This is a genomic window from Microvirga yunnanensis, from assembly GCF_025460875.1.
In genome coordinates this window covers 1-18,865 of the sequence record NZ_JAMXFI010000080.1, presented here as the reverse complement: position 1 = coordinate 18,865, position 18,865 = coordinate 1, and the positions used below count along the sequence as shown (strand labels likewise).

Annotated in this window: 12 protein-coding genes and 3 pseudogenes; 6 read left to right on the top strand and 9 right to left on the bottom strand. The window is 56.9% G+C overall.

Annotation, left to right across the window (positions count from 1 at the left end; genetic code table 11):
• The first annotated feature begins 25 nt into the window (after positions 1-25).
• A complete protein-coding gene (locus tag NF876_RS29290) occupies positions 26-1,447 on the top strand; it encodes a mannose-1-phosphate guanylyltransferase/mannose-6-phosphate isomerase (RefSeq protein WP_262266346.1) in 1,422 nt (473 codons plus the stop codon).
• A gap of 1,150 nt (positions 1,448-2,597) precedes the next feature.
• Here the strand turns inward: NF876_RS29290 and NF876_RS29285 are convergent.
• From NF876_RS29285 to NF876_RS29265, 5 genes are read right to left on the bottom strand one after another with little or no spacing between them, the layout of a single operon-like run.
• Positions 2,598-3,809: a hypothetical protein gene (locus NF876_RS29285; RefSeq protein WP_210807016.1), complete on the bottom strand. Its 1,212-nt coding sequence runs from the start codon at positions 3,807-3,809 to the stop codon at positions 2,598-2,600.
• Positions 3,806-4,570, bottom strand: coding sequence for an SDR family oxidoreductase (locus tag NF876_RS29280; RefSeq protein WP_373696738.1), 765 nt, complete (start codon positions 4,568-4,570; stop codon positions 3,806-3,808). Before NF876_RS29280 ends, NF876_RS29285 begins: the two co-directional genes overlap by 4 nt.
• Positions 4,540-5,865 (bottom strand): FAD-binding oxidoreductase, encoded by a 1,326-nt coding sequence (locus NF876_RS29275; RefSeq protein WP_114947390.1) that lies wholly within the window; start codon positions 5,863-5,865, stop codon positions 4,540-4,542. The genes NF876_RS29280 and NF876_RS29275 overlap by 31 nt, the downstream gene beginning before the upstream one ends.
• Positions 5,862-6,284, bottom strand: a complete 423-nt coding sequence (locus tag NF876_RS29270) for a GtrA family protein (protein WP_262271828.1) — start codon at positions 6,282-6,284, stop codon at positions 5,862-5,864. Before NF876_RS29270 ends, NF876_RS29275 begins: the two co-directional genes overlap by 4 nt.
• Entirely contained in the window at positions 6,281-7,444 is a 1,164-nt protein-coding gene (locus NF876_RS29265) for a UbiA family prenyltransferase (protein WP_262271827.1), read from the bottom strand. Before NF876_RS29265 ends, NF876_RS29270 begins: the two co-directional genes overlap by 4 nt.
• A gap of 1,092 nt (positions 7,445-8,536) precedes the next feature.
• Here NF876_RS29265 and NF876_RS29260 point away from each other — a divergent pair.
• On the top strand, positions 8,537-10,525 hold the full coding sequence (locus tag NF876_RS29260) for an acyltransferase family protein (protein WP_262271826.1): 1,989 nt from the start codon (positions 8,537-8,539) through the stop codon (positions 10,523-10,525).
• Positions 10,526-10,589: 64 nt separating this feature from the next.
• Here NF876_RS29260 and NF876_RS29255 read toward each other — a convergent pair whose 3' ends face one another.
• The 3 genes from NF876_RS29255 to NF876_RS29245 form a co-directional block, all read right to left on the bottom strand.
• On the bottom strand, positions 10,590-11,597 hold the full coding sequence (locus NF876_RS29255) for a LysR family transcriptional regulator (RefSeq protein WP_210807029.1): 1,008 nt from the start codon (positions 11,595-11,597) through the stop codon (positions 10,590-10,592).
• Positions 11,598-12,050: 453 nt separating this feature from the next.
• The gene (locus tag NF876_RS29250) at positions 12,051-12,950 is read right to left on the bottom strand and encodes a dihydrodipicolinate synthase family protein (RefSeq protein ID WP_262271825.1); all 900 of its coding nucleotides are present in this window, start codon (positions 12,948-12,950) and stop codon (positions 12,051-12,053) included.
• Positions 12,951-13,005: 55 nt separating this feature from the next.
• The gene (locus NF876_RS29245) at positions 13,006-14,238 is read right to left on the bottom strand and encodes a trans-sulfuration enzyme family protein (RefSeq protein ID WP_114947395.1); all 1,233 of its coding nucleotides are present in this window, start codon (positions 14,236-14,238) and stop codon (positions 13,006-13,008) included.
• Positions 14,239-14,322: 84 nt separating this feature from the next.
• Here NF876_RS29245 and pdxR point away from each other — a divergent pair, with 84 nt between their 5' ends.
• The 3 genes and pseudogenes from pdxR to NF876_RS29235 all read left to right on the top strand — a co-directional run bounded on the left by pdxR (position 14,323) and on the right by NF876_RS29235 (position 17,464).
• Positions 14,323-15,810, top strand: coding sequence for a MocR-like pyridoxine biosynthesis transcription factor PdxR (gene pdxR, locus NF876_RS29240; RefSeq protein WP_262271824.1), 1,488 nt, complete (start codon positions 14,323-14,325; stop codon positions 15,808-15,810).
• A 253-nt stretch (positions 15,811-16,063) separates the two neighbouring features.
• Positions 16,064-16,514: pseudogene (locus NF876_RS43240) on the top strand (MOSC domain-containing protein).
• 602 nt (positions 16,515-17,116) lie between these two features.
• The gene (locus NF876_RS29235; protein WP_315975088.1) at positions 17,117-17,464 is read left to right on the top strand and encodes a 2Fe-2S iron-sulfur cluster-binding protein; all 348 of its coding nucleotides are present in this window, start codon (positions 17,117-17,119) and stop codon (positions 17,462-17,464) included.
• A 57-nt stretch (positions 17,465-17,521) separates the two neighbouring features.
• Here NF876_RS29235 and NF876_RS29230 read toward each other — a convergent pair.
• A pseudogene (locus tag NF876_RS29230) lies at positions 17,522-18,473 on the bottom strand (IS3 family transposase); the annotation flags it as partial.
• A 157-nt stretch (positions 18,474-18,630) separates the two neighbouring features.
• On the opposite strand from NF876_RS29230, the pseudogene NF876_RS29225 reads away from it, so the two are divergent.
• Positions 18,631-18,865, top strand: a pseudogene (locus NF876_RS29225) (ISNCY family transposase); the annotation flags it as partial.

Below are 18,865 nucleotides of genomic sequence, written 5' to 3'. Positions count from 1 at the left end.
AGGGGGTTTAAGAGGAAGAAGCTGAGTGACTACGTCCAATCCTTACATCATTCCCGTTATAATGTGTGGTGGGTCCGGTACACGCTTATGGCCAGCGTCGCGCGAAAGCATGCCCAAGCAGTTCATCAAGGTTTTGGGCGATCTGTCGACATTCCAGACCACCGTCCGACGCGTAACCGCTTCAAAAGTGTTTCTGCGCCCGATTGTCCTGGCGAGCAATGATGTACGATTCATCGTAGCCGAGCAGTTGGTAGAGATCGGTTGCGACGCTGACATAGTGCTCGAGCCCATCAGGCGGGAGTCAGCCGCTGCAGTCGCCATCGCAGCCTGCCACGCGGCGGAGCGACATACCGAAGCCGTTGTTATGACTTTGCCAGCAGATCACGTGATCGGTAATGACCCTGCCTTTTTTGAGGCAAGCCACGCCGCCGCAACGGTCGCCCGAAACGGCGAGATTATGGCTCTTGGCGTTCGTCCGAGGCACCCCGCGACTGGCTATGGCTATATTAAACCGGGGGACTATATCTCAGGCACCGATGCACTTCGTGTCCAGAGTTTCGCCGAGAAGCCAGATGCGACGACTGCGGCACAGTACATCGCAGACGGCTACCTCTGGAACGCCGGCTATCTCACATTTCGACCGGATGTAATGCTGGCGGAGCTTGAGATGCTTGCGCCTGCCGTCCTAGATGCCGCGCGCAAGGCGCTCGCGCTCGCGTCAACTGATCTCGATTTTGTGCGGCTCGACGCGTCAGCACTTAGGCAGGCTCCCCGGATATCGATCGATTGCGCTGTCATGGAACGTACTGCGAAAGCCGGTGTTCTTCCCGTGGAGTTTCCCTGGTCGGATGTGGGGACTTGGGGCACGATGTGGGAGGCCGCTCAAAAGGATAGTAGCGGGAACGTGCTGCGCGGCGACGTCGAATTAATCAGTGCGAGGAACAACTTTGTGTTTAGCGAAGATGTTCTAACCACCGTTATTGGCGTCGACAACGTTGTGGTTATCACGCAGCAGGATGCAGTGCTGGTCACCTCACGGGAGCAATCTGATCGGGTCAAGGACTTGGTTGCTTTGCTGCGGGCCAAGAAGCGGCCAGAGGCGGACGAGCATATTCGCGTGTATCGCCCGTGGGGATGGTATCAGCGGATCGATATAGGAGCGCGGTTCCAGGTCAAACGAATATCCGTGAAACCGGGCGGGAGACTGTCACTACAAAAGCATTATCACCGAGCCGAGCATTGGATTGTCGTAAAAGGCACCGCTGAGGTGACTGTCGGTGAGAGCGTAATCGTCCTGCACGAGAACGAGTCGGTTCAGGTTCCAATCGGGTCAGTGCACCGGCTCGTCAACCCAGGCAAAATTGGGCTTGAGATTATTGAGGTACAAGTTGGCAGCTACACAGGCGAGGATGACATCGTGCGGATTGACGACATGTATGGCCGCTAGAAACTAAAGCGACGCCGCGCTGCTCAATCAAGCGGACACCGACACCGCAATCTGATCAGCCTGTCCAGAAAAAGATGCTGCATGCGAGCTTCCCACTGCCTGTAGAGTTGCGCGCCAATCCTGGCGCTGAGTTCAGTATTCGTCAAACCCGAGAGTGCTCTCCAGATGATAGTGTTCCTTCACGGAAGATCGTGCCGATCCGAGAGGCACCCAACGATGTGGAGGATCCCGGTCAGGTAATTGAGCGTCTTTTTCGCAGAGTTGAGGTCTCGCCCATGTCTTTCACCAGCGTGTCGAACAGATTGGTTTCACGAGCCATCACCGCTAGGTGCAACGAGCCATTCGGGACCGCGCGGCTGAGCATCGTCACCGGGAAGATGCTCTAGTTCTCAGTTCCATAGACGCTCAGTAGGCTTACCAGCCGCTCTGCGGTTCTCCAGAAGCTGGACAGTCGAGCCTTTGAGGCTCAGGCTGGGTCCGCTCAACCATGTGCCCGGGCCAAACATCGAGGCAAATCCCAACTGGTTCGACGTCCTGTGTCGGCGCGCTTTGGCCGACATGACCGCTGGAGCCAACAGGCTTTCCTCCACGATCGGGACCTTCGCGCTCGCAGACCAGTGTCGGCGGTGCCGTGTGTCAATGATTTCAAGCCGGGTGATTTGATGACGGTTAGCAAGGCCATTCATACTGACTGTCAGCGCTTGAGAGAGCATTGACGCGTGGTTGCTCTCAGCCGATGCCTACGAACAGCCGGGATGCAGTATTCGAGCTCCTCGATCTCGGGGCTCACGTCACCTTTTGCAGTGTACCCGTCCCCTGATGCCTGCTTTGACCTTCACCTTAATCTCGTCGGCAATGATGGGCTTGGCATCCCCAGCAAAAGGAAAGGCTCAGAAAGCGCGTCAATGAGCGACGGTCCTGGATAACCAGTTCGGCTCGGACATCGGAGCGAATGCCTGCGCCACCAAGATCTTGGACGGCAAAACCGGCGGGGAGGGAGGTGCGCAGGCCTATAATCGCCGGGTCCGCACTGGCTTCCACCGAAGCAGAGTGAGACGGTGACAAACGCGTTACAAGCGCCCCGCTCGCGCGCGTTGCCGACCGGAGGGATGGTCTCAACTCACCAACCTTAAGGTGCCGACTCTAGAACTCACTCGCTCGGCAAGTGACGTTCTAACGGCTCAATGAGTCTTCTTAACATCGCCAAAATGATCCATATCACTAAGATAACCAAGGCTATAGTGGGATGCGCATAATCGGGAAATTGCGCAAAGAAACCTGAAAGATCATTATTCGGCCCATCGGAGATCGGCTGTTCGTATGTGTGAAGCATCTGATTTGTGAGCATCCAGCCAAAGCAGGCAAGGGCAAACGATGTTAGGCTTGACGCTCTGAAGGACGCTATCAGTAGAGGTACATAGAGGGGCAAAAAACTATAAAATATCCTCGTGACATCCGACCCCCCAACTATTGCCAACGAGGCGCAGTATACAGATGCAGCTGCCGAAAATATGACAGCGCCGTTCCATTGAACGTGCTTAACTGCCTCCTTGTTTAACACAATATATAGCGGTCCCAGGGTGAGCGATATAGCAGCTAACGACCCTAAGACATGAGCGGGCTCAGATAGAAAACGATAAAGCCAGAAAAGCCCTGTAAAGAGTTGCGACTGATATTCGCAATCAAATTCCGACAGTATTAGTCCTTTTGTCACATACCCAGCGAGAATAATGAACAGAGATATCACCAACGCGGCTCTCTTCCTCTCCGCGTTTTTAATATAAAATGACAAGAATAGCGGCAAAAGATAGAAGCTAGCTTCTCTGAAAGGAATTCCTGACATGCATATAGCACTAGCAAGAAGGTACTCTCGGTTTATTATCAGTAATAGGCAAAATGACAGGATGAGAAGAAAAGGGGGATCCATGTAAACCGGATAGAAATTTGTAAATTTTACTGGTGCAAAATATAGGAACGACGACGCCGCCACCACAGCCGTGAGCCCTTTCAGGCTCCCACGCCAGAGTGAGTGTGTCGCGAGAAGCAAAGTAGCGGAAAATAACACGGAGACAACCAAATTGAATCCAAAAAAACCGACGTGACTATGGAAAACCTTCGCAAGTATCCAGGGCGTCCCGACGCGACCACAATAAGGAAAGGCTATGGGCAACTCCAAGCCACCTTCAGCAGCCAAGTGCCGAAGAATTCTGTCGTAGTATACCCCATCGAAACCCAAGCCATTCGCCACTCGGATCGGATCCTGGTCGGTTAATATCCATATCACACCGGATATACCAGCAATGATGAAAGATCCCGCAACAACGTATTCTAGTTGCTTTTTTGTAGGGACGAGGCGGATCATATCCTTATCCTCTTGAAAACCGCCTCTGGGATGAGCCTTATGATCAGCATGATCAGCCGCCAGACTGGACGAACGTAGATAACATTTTTCTTTCGCTCGACGGCGACCACTATCCTTTCAGCGACCTCACTCGGTTGTGCGGTGAGCCTTGCCGGCAGATGGATGCTTTCAGTCGCCTCCGTCGCAACATAACCCGGGAGCACCGTCACAACGTGTACGCCGCGTTTCGCCAAACGATTGCGAAGGCCGGATAGGAAGGCCGTGAAGCCCGCCTTCGCGGAGCCGTAGACGTAGTTCGTCGCGCGTCCGCGCTCTCCCGCAACCGAACTGAGGCCAACCAGAGTGCCTGATCCCCGTTCTTCGAATCGGTTGGCCAGCAATGACAGGATATTGGCAGGTCCTTCGAAGTTGCTACGCATGATGCAACTGGCGAGCAGATAATCGCTCTCGCTGCCTTCCTGGCTTCCCATCATGCCGACGATGCTTACGGCGATCGCGGGCAGTTCGGGCAACATGGCTAGAAACTCCGCGTGAGTTTCTGGCAGCAGTGCGTCGAACTCGTGTAGGGTTACAGGGACACCATATCGGATCTGCAAATTGGCCTTTTCGGCGTCGAGCTTTTTCGACTGCCGCGCGGCTAATTGGATCGGATGGCCGTGCGCTGCAAACTTGTGCGCCACGGCTATGCCTATGTCCGAACGTGCACCCAAGATAAGAATGGACGGCTTTGTCACAGCACAAGTCTTTCCGCTTGCGCCGATTGGAACGAGTTCTTCCAGCCGCTATCCGCCCGCATTCGGACGAAGCTTTCAACTCGGCCATCGGAGGCACGTAACGTTTCAGCAGACATGCGGCTGTCTTTGGCTAGATAGAAGCGCCCGCCGTGATCGATTGTAATTTGGTCCAGGTTCGCCAACAAGCCCGAGGTCTTGGTCGTGATGGGGAAGTCAAGAGCAAGGGAGTAGCCTTCCATCGGGAACGAAAACCGGCTCTCCTGCGGGCCGAACCGCTTGAGAACGGCCAAGAAGGACCCAGCGCGTGCCTTGGACACTGTCTGGAGCAGGGCCCTGAGCCCCTCTTCGGAGCGGTTTAGGGGAAGAGCACACTGGAACTGAGCGAATCCCTTGCGGCCGTAGAGCCGATGCCAGGCGGCGATCGCGTCAAGGGGATAGAAGAAGCTATCCCAGTCAACGAGTTTCTCACCTCGATTCCAAGCGCCGGCCCAATAGTAGAGTGTATTGAAGGCACGGAGGCTAAATCGATTAAGAGCAAAGCATGGGAAGTTGAACGGAAGCGAAAGTTTGCGCTTATCCGGCGTAGTGAAAGGATGGAGCGATCGATGTGCTGGAAGGTCCGGGCTGTTCGCGTGCTCTCCCAGGAAAACAAGTGAGCGTCCAAGGTTGATCCCCGCCCCAAGGCAGTCAATCCACGCCACCGAATAAGTCGAACCATGAGCACGTTCCAGAGCGGTCATTGCTGATTCAAGGTTCGGCGCGGGTATTGTCGTCTGGCGGATCCATCCAGTTTCGATCGTGCGTAATCGGACGGCCGCTCGTATAATAATTCCGGTGAGTCCCATCCCGCCAAGAGTGTGCTCGAAGAGCTCTACGTGACCTTCGCGTGAGCAACGTTGGATTGTGCCATCGGCCCCCATTACATCGATCCAGTCGACGCACCTTCGAAAACTTCCGTGCTTGCGATGGTTCTTGCCATGGACATCGGCGGCGATCATACCGCCCAAGGTCACGAACTTCGTGCCGGGCGTGACCGTTGGGAACCAACCTCGGGGTAGGAAAGCCGCGATGATGTCGGACAGAACAACTCCAGCCTCCGCGATCAACTGCCCAGTTTTCGGATCAAAGGCCAACATCCTGTTCAAACGTCGCATATCAATCGTCGCGGATGAATTAATGGCGCTGTCACCATAAGCTCTACCACAGCCGCGCGCGATTACACTCGGCTTCGAAGCTACAAGCTGCTGGATCCCTGCAAGGTCACGGGGCACATAAACTTGGGCGTCCATGACTGGGAACCTTCCCCAGCCCGCGAGCTTCATGGAGCGATCCTCCCCTGCCGATCTGAAAACACAAAGCGTTTGTCTAGCTGAAATCTGACCATGTAGCCGATAGTCAGCCCAACGAAAGCACCCACATCACGCATCACCTCAGTTCCCCAGATCGTCCAGGAAGCCGCCTCAGCGCTCCACGAAATAATCGTGGTGAGGCCACCCACTGCCGTGTAGAGCGAGAACTTCCACCCATCGCTTTTGAGGCCGATTTCCTGGTCGTAAAAAATCCAAAGCTTATCGAGCAGGTATTTGGTCAGTAGCCCGGCGATGGTGCCCACGATCATGGCAAGCGCAAGAAGATCGCTCGCGTCCCCGAGTTGGAGGACCGAATTTTGTGTGGTGATATTGACAACCGTTGCGATGGCGGCAAATGCCGCATAGCGTAACGTTGGAGTTCGCCGATTCATACCAGCATTCCGGCCGCGACGAAGACCAGAATAATCGCTAGGCAGGCCTGACTGATCCGATCCTTTGCGGCGTAGATCACCGGATCATCATGCATGTACCCGCGGTGCGCCATCATGACCGTGCGAGTGATCCAATAGAGCAGGACTGCGCAAACGCCCCAGAGCATCTGAGGATGAGGGTAGAGCTCCGCTACGGCAGGCGAATTGACGTAGTATGTCATCACCAGAACAGATACGTATCCTGCCGCAACTGCGATCATGGAGATGATTTGCAAGTCGTTGACGTGATAACCTCGGCCATCGGCCTGTAGACATCCACGCCCGGCGCTATCAACCAACTCGCCTTGTCGCTTCACCGCAGCAAGCGAGAGGAAAAAGAACATGGAAAAGGCAATGAGCAAGACTGATATCGGAACTGATGTCGCGATTCCACCTGCGACGATGCGTATGGTATAGAGGCCCGCAAGAATACATATATCTATAACGATGTGCCGCTTGAAGTGCAGTGAATAGGCCGTGGTCGCAAGAAGATAGCTTGCCATTACAAGGAAAAAGCCCTGCCCTATAAACATGGCTATGAACCCGCCCGGAACGATCAGCCCTAGTGCTATCCACGTTCCGTGCGTGGCGGGGATGCTGCGCGAGGCGAACGGACGGTACCGCTTGCGCGGGTGCACCCGATCTGCGCGGATATCGAGAAGATCGTTCACGACGTAAACACCAGAAGCCACAAAGCTGAAGCAGACGAATGCCTCCATTGATGAGAGGAGTGTCGGCCAATCGAACTTATGTGCAGCCAGCCCTGGAAAGAACACTAGCACATTCTTTAGCCATTGATGCGGCCGGAGCGCAGCAAGATAATGCTTGAAGTACCTCAGATCCGTTGTTGAAGTTTCAGAAATCGTCTGCTGACTTTCGCAAGGATTAGCGACGATCCTGCTGCAGGCACAATGCTGGCCGTTGGGCGCTGCGGCTGCGTCGCCCGCCTCGGCGTTCCCGAGATCGTACGCCGAGCCCCCAAACTCTTGCGACTGAATTGCTCTCTCTACTGCCGCGGATTCAACTACATCGTGAATGCTGCGGGTATCAAGACCGATCGTCCCAATGTCGACTGTACGCGAGTGTACGTGGGCCTTGTCGTCTTCGCTGCCGCCGATCATGGCGAACCTCTTACTTTGAGCCAAATTGGGGTCAAGCTGGCCAGCAAAAACGCTCAGTTGAGCAAAATAGAAATTGGCCCGATCGGAATGGCGTTCTCGACGCGGTATCTGCCGGACTGATTGCGATGAGACCAACTAGATCGAGAGGCAACCTCACTACGATAGATGCCTCCATCTATGAAGGATCCAGTAGAGCCGGGAAAATCAATTGTTTGGATTGTAGGCATCAATTTGATGGATGGTGGGCTGCCCTGCTCGAAGGAATGTTTTAGGGCAAAAGTCCGAGGCGGAAGGAGGAAAATGATGAAGTCCGGGAACTACGCCACATGCTTGGTGACCGGCTCTTTGGATCTGATTGGTCTAGTGACCGCACTTGCAGAGCGGCAGATTTTACGCGGCGGCTCGAACTACGGGGTTGTTGTTTTTGGGCGGGCGGGTTGGCTTGTGCTGTTCTCCGGATGACTGCAATTGACGGCCCCAGCTCAGAGGGGGCGATTGTAGTTTCCACGCCTTCCGCAAGCCCTGGCGTCGGCTCGCTCATGCGAACAACTGCTCCACCGTCCAACTTTTGCGCAAAAGGACCATTTGCTTGGCCTTGCCCGAGCACGTTACGGTTTGCAAAACAGTACCCTCGGGTGTGAACCAACGCGGTTGTCAGAACCATGCCGGGCCCCCCTGAGCAGAGGCCGCTATTGACAGGCCGACGCGGCACTATACTGAACTGCACTCCAAACCTCTCACAAGATCTGCATACATGGATGTCAGATGTTGCAGCATCGTTCCAGAATGGATGGGATAATCTGCCATGCTCCATGCGGGCACTTGCGTAATGCAGCTTTCGCCTGTCATGATAGCGCAGGATGATTTTGCTCTAGGGCATCCGATTCTCGGTAGATTTCGCAACCAGCGACGAAATCTTAACTAGCTAGAATCGCTCACTTCATTTTCTATCAGGCTCAAAGAATTCCATGGCTAATTCCGCTGCACTCTCAAAGAACGGCAATGTGGGCGTGAGGTGTGTTCATACATGAGTCCTCCTTTTTGGCCCGGACTGTTCGGTGAGACTGAATCATAGGGCGCTCAGATTTCGATATGGCTACACGAACGGAACCACATCATTTCCGGATGGATATCGAGGGACTGCGTGCCCTTGCCGTTTCGGGAGTGATCGCCTTTCACTTTGGCGTAGCTGGTCTGCCCGGCGGCTTTGTCGGTGTTGATATCTTTTTCGTTATATCGGGATATCTGGTCACCAGGCAGATCCAGCTCGAAATTGACGAGACCGGCTCGCTCGACCTTCTGCGCTTCTACGCGCGGCGAGCTCGCCGGCTTCTTCCCGCGTCGTGTGTCGCCATCCTTGCGACGCTATTCTTCGGCTACTTCGTTCTTTCTCCACCCGAGCAGCAGTTCTATTCTGAGGAGTCGTTTTACGCGTCCGCCTACATAATCAACCTGTGGCTTATCAGCTCGGCCGTTGATTATTTCGCCTCGGATGCAGCCAACAACCCGTTCATCCATTTCTGGTCGCTCTCGATTGAGGAGCAATTCTATCTCATTTGGCCGGCTCTGCTGCTGCTTTTCGCGCGGCTCCGTGCGGGTGCATACGGGCTTTTCCTCCCGATGACGCTGGTGGGTGTCGTCTCCTTCGCGTTCTGTTTGCATTTTACTGCCGTATCGGAGCCGTGGGCGTTTTACTTTTCACCGTTCCGTGCCTGGGAGTTCGCTTGTGGAGGTCTCGCCTCAATGGTCTCCGAAGAGGCGGCCAAGCGGTTTCGGCTCATATCGGTCTTCGGCTGGATCGGAATAGGTCTGATCATGACGTCCTACCTCGGCATGCCAGTGGATGTGCCCTTTCCAGGGTTGATTGCCCTTGTTCCAGTCGTCGGCACGGTGATCGTGCTTCTCAGCGGCACACGTCCGGGGCACGCGGGACCGCAATTGCTTCTTTCGCTGGCGCCGCTGCAACGGATCGGACGGGTATCGTATTCACTCTACCTATGGCATTGGCCCGTAATCGTCTTTGCGGGCATCTTGAAACCCGAGCTCACTATCCTCGAACGGGCTCTGTGCTTCGCGCTTACCTTGGGGCTCTCTGTCCTGAGCTACCGCTTCGTCGAAAACCCGCTGCGGCGGAACTCGTGGTTGATGGCAAAAACCAGCCGCTCCCTCGGTTTTGCTGCGCTTGTGACCGCGTGTGGTACAATAGTCGCCTTTGGCGGCGCGCGACTGGCCAATCAAAAGATCGATCCCCAGCAGAATCTTGTCCGCCTAAGCGCTGAGCGCGATTCACTGGCCCGGCAGTTGGACGCGGGCTGTCTTCTCGACGCCTACCAAGTGCAGCCTAAGCCCTGCGAATTCGGTGCTGAAAACCCCGGTAAGACCATCGTTCTCATAGGGGATTCGCATGCTGATCACTGGTCGACGCCGCTGATCAGCATGGTGAACAGTAACCGGTGGCGGCTTGTCACTTATCTTAAATCATCCTGCCCTGCGGCAGACGTCACAATTTGGAATTCTATGCTCGTGCGGGATTACGAGGAATGCGATCGGTGGCGGGAGTTCGCGATGCGCGAGATTGCCACACGAAAGGCGGACATGGTGATCATTTCGGAGTATTCCTCGGCTTACGTCAAAAATGACATCAACGTCACATCTGCTCACCAGATCGACGCAGCCACATGGGCTCAGGGGCTCCGTAAGACCGTGTCCGCCTTGGAAAGCGCTACCCCAAAGATCGCGGTGATTCGGGATGGGCCGGTGCACAGGACCTATCCCGACAAATGCGTCGCGCGCGCACTCTGGCAAAACAGGAGTCCCGAAATCTGTGACACACCGCGTAGCGAGGCTATGGAAGAGACGATTCCGGACAGCGAACGGAAGGCCATTGCGCATATCGGAAATGCCTCTTATGTCGACCTGACCGACCTGTTCTGCAACGAAACAAGGTGCCCCGCCATGATTGGCGGCATGCTGACCTTCCGCGACCGGCACCACATCGCGACTCCGTTTGCGGAGACGCTTGTCGCGCCGCTCCAGCGGGAACTCTTTGGGACCATGAATGCCAGGGCCCCAACAGACTGATGCAGAGAACCCGTAGCATGGGGCCAATAATAGCTGCCGTGGGCGCGAGCTGCCTTATTTGGGCTCATCCTCCAGCGCAAATAAGACCGTCGTCAATCACCGCAACATGGGCTTTGGCTCGACGGCCAGCATGTGAGGGCAGGGACTCCCCTGCATCATTCGGAAACGCCATGTTGGACGCCTCCTCGATCAATATCTGCCGCATCCAGATACTGGCCGGGTCGCCGTTATGAAGTGCGGGCCACTGAACAGCTTCCGTGAAGGCAGGAAGCGGCAACGGAAGATTGATGATCCGTAAGGGAATGGTTTTCTCGAAATACTTGACCAATCGTAAGGGCATAGTGGCAAGGCGGTTTGTGCCGCGCAGCACCTGCGGGATCAGGTTAAATCCCTGCACTACGACTTCGATGCGTCTTTTAATCCCATGTTCGAGCAAGTACCATTCTTCAACCGAAGGCCTCAACGAGCGTCCGAACCGAACTGCGACGTGTCCCATCGACATGTATTGCTCGAATGTAAGGTCCTGCGGTACCGATGTGTTGGTAGGACAACTGACGCAGACAAGCTCCTCATCGAACAGCTTCGCGCTCGGATGCGTGTTCTCCATGAACAGATCCGGGAGCAAGAGAAAATCAACCTCACCCCGCCGGAGAAGCTCGCTTGGGTCGCTGTCGAGTGGCAGAAGTTCGAAACTGACGGTGGGTGCTTCCTGCGCAAGACGCTCGACGACCCTATCAAGGAAGACAAGCGTCATGAAATCCGAAAGAAGGATCCTGAAACGACGGTTGGATTGACCTGGATTGAATGGCTCCCAAGAAATGATTGAGCTCCGAATTTGCAGGAGAACGTCTCGGACCGCTGGCGCGAGTCCCTCAGCCCGCGGTGTGGGGCGAAGCTCGCGACCGTTCATCGTGAATAGATCATCGCGAAAGTAGTCTCTTAGCCGGTTGACGGCTGCGCTCATGGCAGGCTGGCTCAGATTGATGCTTCGTGCCGCCACTGTGAGATTCCGTTCCGTCATTAGGGCGTCGAGCGCAACAAGAAGATTTAGATCAAGACCTTTGAATCGCATGGCTGAAACCATCCATATTGTGGATCTCCTCCAGTTAGTAATTTTCAAGAGCGACTTCGGCGCTCATGAAGAGGGCGTCCGCAGCATTCCGCTGGTGACCAGTGCTCCGAGCACGGCCGAAAGTAGTGACTTACCGACCACGGCTCACGTTCCAAAGGCATGGTGGATGCCCGCCCTAGCGCCGCCGGAATGCTCGCCTCCGACAGCGGTTCTGCGATCGTCGAGAAGATCATCACAGCGAGAACTGCAAGACGGCCGGACTCCCACGCGGCCACAGCCTCCTCCTTGAGACCGCACATAGCCGCAATTGCCACCAGCAATCTGTTGATCCCCGCAGTGACCGTGGTGGTGCGAGCACGTGCAGGGAGACCGATGACGATGTGCACGGGCAATACCCGGTCGACATAAAGCCATGCCGTCATGGTTCTCCGGCGGCGCCAGACCTTGCTCGCTTCAAGCGAGTTCCTGCTCGAGCACAGCAAGGCAGCGAGCTATCTTCTCCTTTGTGGATGGCGGCAAAGGGAGAATGGGACGTGGCGGCTCCGCCTGGCAGACGCCGAGCAGATCGGCCATCGTATAGACGGTCCGAAGACTGGAGAACTGCTTGAACAGATCCCAGACCGGGCCAAGTGTGGCATCCAGACGGCGTGCCTCTTCGACATCGCCGTTCTGAGTTGCCCTCACGATGCGCAGGCAGACGTCGGGAAGGATGCCAGCGAGAACGCTGTACCAAGTATCAGCTCCGCGGATCATTGCTTCGGCAGCATTCCAGTCGCCGCTATAGCCGATTGAGAACCCCCTGGGCGTCAAGGATCTCAGTTGTGCCAAGTGACTCGCGATCTTCTCAGGTTCTCCTGTCGGGTTCTTGATCGCCACGATGCCGTTCACGTGGGCCAGTCGCTCCACCAGAGCAGCGGTAAAACGGAAGTGGGTAGTCTCCGGGTTATCATAAACTACGATGGGAAGGCAGCTCTCGCGGGCCACGGTGGAGATATGCTCGAAGACTTCGTCCTCCGTGAGTGGCGCATACGAGACGGCGGCAAGGAGACCTGCGGTGGCGCCAGAGGCTTTCGCGTCCTGCGCCAGTCCGACCGCCTCGTCGGTCCGCAAGGCACCGACGCCTACCAGTACTGGTATGCTCCCGGCGGTTGCCTCAATGGTCGCGCTTAGAGCGCGCCGCCGCTCCTCACGGGATAGATACATGTAAGTTCCGGTGCTGCCGAGAAGGCCGATAGAGTCGACGCCTGCGGTGCAAAGCCGAACCACGAGCCTTTTGAGCGCCGCAGTGTCAACGTGGCCGGCACGGTCACTCGGCGTGATGGGAAATGCGGAAAGCCCGCTCAGGACTGTCACTCGATGCTCCATGTCCGGTTCCGAGTTTATGTAATCGCGATCGTCGGTGGCTATGTCACAAGGCTAGGAGGGCGTGGCGAAGGTCCCCGATCAGGTCATTCACGTCTTCAAGGCCGACCGAAAGTCGGATAAGTTCGTCTCCAACACCCGAGACCATGTGTGCGTCTTGCCGGATCCTTTGCCGCGCCCGTGTGATGCTCGCTGGATGATAGATAAGGCTGTCCGTGTCGCCGAGGCTCACGGCGCGCGTTATCAGTTTCAAGCGGTCCAGCATTGTTCTTGCGCCGTCAAAACCGGCATGAAGTCCAAAGGCCATCATGCCGGATCCTTGCGCCATTTGCCTGCGCGCAATGGCGTGATCGGGATGTGAATCAAGGAAGGGATAGCTCACCCAGGACACGGCGGGATGCGCTTCGAGCATTCCAGCGATTGCCAGAGCCGAGGCACTGTGCCGATCCATTCGAAGCGTGAGCGTTTTCAGTCCCCGCATGATCAGGAAAGCCGAATGCGGCGACAATGTCGCGCCGGTGATGTAGCGCAGGCCAGTCTCATGCAAGAGGTGGAGTGTTTCGGCATCACCAAGCAATGCGCCACCCAACGTATCGCCATGCCCATTGATATACTTTGTCAGGGAGTGTAGGACGATATCAGCACCATGCTTGATCGGCCGCTGGAGTGCGGGAGAAGCAAAGGTACTGTCCACCGCGACTTTCACTCCATGGGCGTGAGCGCATTCTGTGATCGCCGTGATGTCTAGAATGGCACTCACGGGGTTGACGGGTGTCTCGAAATAAACGAGCTTCGTCTTTGCTGTGATCGCCGCTTCGAGGTTCAACGGATTCGACAAATCGACTGGAACCACCTTGATTCCGAAGCGAGGCAAACCCTGCTCCACCATCGCAACAGTATTCGAGTAGAGGGTGTTGTGAACGACGAGCTCGTCGCCCTGCGACAGCAATGAGAGGATCAGAGTGCCGAAGGCAGCCATCCCTGTCGATACTACGAGGCCTGCTTCAGCCCCTTCCAGGTTTGCAAGCCTTTGCTCGAGGATCTCCGTGGTCGGATTATATTCACGAGCATACAGCCTGCCCCCGAGCGCTGCGGCAGCATCATTTGCCCCGACGCTCTCAAAGGCGTAGGTCGACGTCAGAAACACCGGCGGCTGGGCCGCTCTCTTAAAAGCCACTGGGTCGAACGCGTGGTGAATGGCGCGCGTGTCGAATCCGAGGTTTGCCGTGTGAGAGTGGTCAGAGTGTTCCTGACGCTTGTCGTGTTCGCTGCCGATCATCATAGCCTGATCGTATCCTCTTTGCTTTGACCCACATTGGCATCATACTGGCCGGCAAGACATATCCAGTTTGACTGAAAAAAAATGGTCCAGTCGGAAAAACAAGTGGCGACCGACCGGGCGCCTAAAATGGGTGCGCGCAGGATTTACGAGGCGCTCAAGGATCAGATCCTCAGTCGCGTCTACGAGGCGGGAAGCCAGCTTCCATCCTCGCGTAGCTTGGCAAACGAACTGCATGTTTCCCGAACCACGGTCACGGTTGCCTATGAACAACTTGCCGCGGAGGGGTTCGTGGAACTACGCCAAGGCGCACGCCCTAGAGTTATAACATTGCACATGGGACCGCACCTGCGAGACATCAAGGCTCCGCGGGAGACACGTGGGCCGCTTTCGGCTTACGGCGAGAGACTTCGCGCACTTTCACCATGGCTCGATTACCTGACTAATACCTTGACCGTCGATTTTCGGTACGGCGATCTTGCTCCGTCTGATTTTCCGGCGCTGGCGTGGAAGCGGGCTATCAATTCCGTGATTACTCGAAGACCGGTACGGCTTGCCTATGAGGATCCGCGGGGATCCCGGCGCCTGCGGCAAGCACTTCAGGGATATCTTTGGCGAGCAAGGACGTTGCAATGCAATCTGGAGCAAATCATCGTCGTCACTGGCTCCCAGCAGGGATTAGATCTCTGCGCTCGGATCGTTCTCGACGCGGGCCGCGCGTTCGTGATGGAGAACCCCGGCTACCGGATGGCCCGCCAGATCTTCTCTAGCACGGGGGCCACGGCAGTGGCGGTGGCCGTGGACGCGGACGGCTTGAAGACCGAGGATTTGGCACAAATTGACGCCCGGATGGCTTATGTAACACCATCTCATCAGTTTCCGTTGGGCGGTGTCATGCCGATTAGCCGCCGCCAGCAGCTTCTCGATTGGGCCCGGGATCATGACGCCTACGTGGTCGAGGACGACTACGACAGCGAATACCGGTATGATATCAGCCCGGTTCCTCCGCTCCAGAGCTTGGAGGACGGCCGCAACGTCATCTACCTTGGCACTGTTTCGAAGACACTGTCGCCGATGCTACGCATCGGCTACCTCGTGGTGCCACAGCAATTGCAGGAGGTGTTCGCAACCGCAAAGCAACTGGTCGACCGGCATACACCCATGACCGAGCAGGAAGCGCTGGCCTCCCTTATCGAAAGCGGCGCCTATGAGAGCCATGTTCGTCGCGTAAGAAGGCTTCACCGAGAGCGCCGCGAGACGTTATTGAGCGCCCTCGAGTATGCACTCGGCGAACGGATCACCATTGAGGGTGCCGATGCCGGCTTGCATGTCGTCGTCTGGTTAAATGAGCTGCCAGGATCACTCGAAACCGCCTTGATAGAGGCCGCGCGCCAGCACGGTGTCGGGCTCTACGGTATTTCACCGCTCTACGACTCGGCAACGGGGCCTACCGGGGCGCCACGGGAGCGGCTTGGACTGGTAATGGGCTACTCGGCCTTGACACCGAGGCAGATCGAGAGAGGTGTTCAACTTCTCGCCGCAGCTATCGACACTGTGAAGGGTACGCGTTGACACGCAACCTTCAGCCCGCCGAGTATCTCACTGGCTCGTCCTGTCGCACAGCCTCAAATGTTTCATTCAACTGGACTAAGAAGATGCCGGCAAACTGGCGCTTTTGACAAGGCCAATCTCATGGCAGATTTACCGCTGACTGGGGAGTGGTGACGACTGGGGGGTAGGACGTAGGATAGTCCAATGATAAGGGCAGCAGGTCGCCTGCGTAGAGGCTCACGTCGAAGGCAAGAGACACGGCGGGGGCCGATACATGACTTGGCAGGGCACTCTGCTCCACATTCATATAGCGTCGGCCGCTTCCTACGAAATGGAGGAACTAGCTGAGGCACAGCTCGTTGCCGGACGCGGCATCGTCAGGGACCGGTATTATCTTGGCACCGGGACCTATTCGCTCAAGCCCGACATTCGTGAGATCACGCTGATCGAGGCCGAGGTACTTGAGGCAATTGCCAAGGGAGAGCCAAAGATTCCCGGGTTTATAGGCGCGCTTGCGCCCGAAGATCACAGGCGCAATCTGCCGACCTGTCGGCGTTCCGCTCGGCCATTTGGCTGGCAAGCGCTTCCGGGGCGGGGAAACGGTTTCGCGGGCGGCACGGATGAATTTCCCGTGCAAGTACCTCGAGGAGCTTCTCAGCATGCCAGGCCTCTACGAGGGACTGCTAAACCGCTCCGGTGATCCGATTCTGCCAATGGATGAGTGAAGTGACATGGAATCTCCGCGCATCACAACGAAGCTGGTAGTCGCCGGAATCCATGAAGAACCTGGCGATGTCCGCGTGATCAAACTGAAGCATCCGCACAGGCCTTTTCTGCCGACCTTCGAACTGGGATCGCATGTCAATGTCCGTCATCCTACAGAAGGGTGCGTCAGTATTCGCTCTGCGGTGAGCTGGAGGATCTCAGCCGCTACAGGATAGCCGTAACGCTAGAAGCGCGCGGACGCGGCGGCTCGGCATGGATTCATGATTACGCGACCCCAGGCGACGAATTGCTCGTCCCCACCCCGCGCAATTATTTTCCGCTCAAGGACAGTGGGAGCCCGACCATATTGCTGGCGGCATCGGGATCACGCCGATCCTTGCAGTGGCCCGGCCCCTCTGCTGTCAGAGCAAGGCCGTTGAACTCGCTTATTTGCGCGGAGCCGAAGCCTTGCTCCACTACTGAAGACCTTAGAGGAGATCATCAGCCTCGGAAGTTTGAGACTCCACTTCGACGATCAAATCGAAACCCGACAAGACATCAAGGGCTAATTGTCAACAAGGCCCAGTGGGGAACATCTCTATTACTGCGGCCCCCCGGCTTTATGGCTGCAGTCGCACGAGCTTGGGAACACTGGCCGGATGGCTCGGTCCATTTCGAAGCCTTTCAACTGCCGGTCCGGGATGATACGCAATCTGAACCGTTCACGATGGTTCTTCGCAACGGGACAGCTGTCCCGGTCCCCGCGGATAAATCCGCGCTAGTGGCCTTCCGGGCCACCGGCGTTCTGTTGATGGCATCCTGTGAGAACGGCGTTTGTGGGACCTGCGAGTGCAGATATCTGGAAGGTGTGTCGATCCATCTCGATGCGGTACTTTTAAACGACGCCCGCAGTAATCGATTTATCCCATGCGTGTCGCGTGCGACGGGCGTTCTGAAACTTGACCTATAAAGGTGGGGAGAGATGGACTCCAAGATCAGCTGTTTGAAAGAAGCAGAACGCTGCGGTTCATGGTTTGCCACTGACGTGAGCCCTGAGTTTCCTCCGCTCAGAGCTGGGTCCGCTGGTTGATTGATGCCCGTTGTTGGCGGTCATAGCAACTGGAAGGGTCGCTCCTTCCGATTGCAGTCCTCTGGTCGTGTGCTTGGCAAAGTCAGTCGGGGTCATTCCTTTCAAGGCTGAATGAGGGCGGATGGTGTTGTAATCCCTTCGCCACGCGTCAAGGACCTGCCGGGCGTGCCGCAATGAGGTGAACAGGGTCTCGTTGAGGCATTCATCGCGCAGGCGGCCATTGAAGCTCTCAACAAAGGCGTTCTGCTGTGGCTTGCCTGGCGCGAAATACTGCCATTCCACGCTCGTGGTCTGACACCACCGCAGCACTGCGGACGAGGTCAGTTCGGTGGCGTTGTCCGAAACACAGCTTATCGGCCGGCCACGGCAGGCAATGATGGCATCCAGCTCTCGCGTGACCCGCAGGCCTGAGAGCGAGGTATCGGCCACGAGCCCGAGGCACTCCCGGGTAAAGTCATCAACCACCGCCAGAACTCGAAAGCGGCGCCCGTCGGCAAAAGGCATCGCTGAGGAAGTCCAGGCTCCAGCGCTGGTTGGGCCCGCCCGGCAGCAGGATGGGAGCGCGCGTCCCCAGGGCCCGCTTGCGGCCGCCCCGGCGTTTGACCTGCAGTCTCTCCTCGCGATAGAGGCGCCGGAACTTCTTGTGGTTCATGACCAATCCCTCTCGTGCCAGCATGATCTGCAGGCGTCGATAGCCGAAGCGCCGGCGCACCGCCGCCACAGCTCGCATGCGTTCGCGCGCCGCGGCGTCGTCAGGTCGGGTGGAGCGATAGCGGACCGACGAGCGGTCGATCGTCAGAATGGAGCATGCCCGCCGCTCGCTCACGCCATGGGCTTGCATGGCATGAGCCACGGCCCGGCGCCTGGCAGCGGGCGTTACCATTTTTTTAGGACGGCAAACCTGACTGTCTGATAGAGTGTGGTGGTGGGGGTCTTCTGTACCTGATGGGAGGTGCGGGATGACCAGACTCTCAGGGCGCCCGCGGCCGGAGCGCGAGCGCGTGCTGCGGCCCGCCTGTCGGCTGTGCCCGGCCTGCAAAGCCCCGATGCGCATCCGCTACGAGAACCACCGCACCCTTGTGACGCTGACCGGATCGATCCGCTTGCGGCTCAAGATCCGCTGGTGCGAGACCATCGGCTGCGACCGCTTCCACAAGCCCTATCGGCCCGAGAGCGAGGGCGCCTTGGCCTTGCCCCAGCATGAGTTCGGGCTGGACGTCATCGCCCTCGTCGGGGCCTTGCGTCACCGCGAGCATCGCAGCGTGCCCGAGATCCACGAGG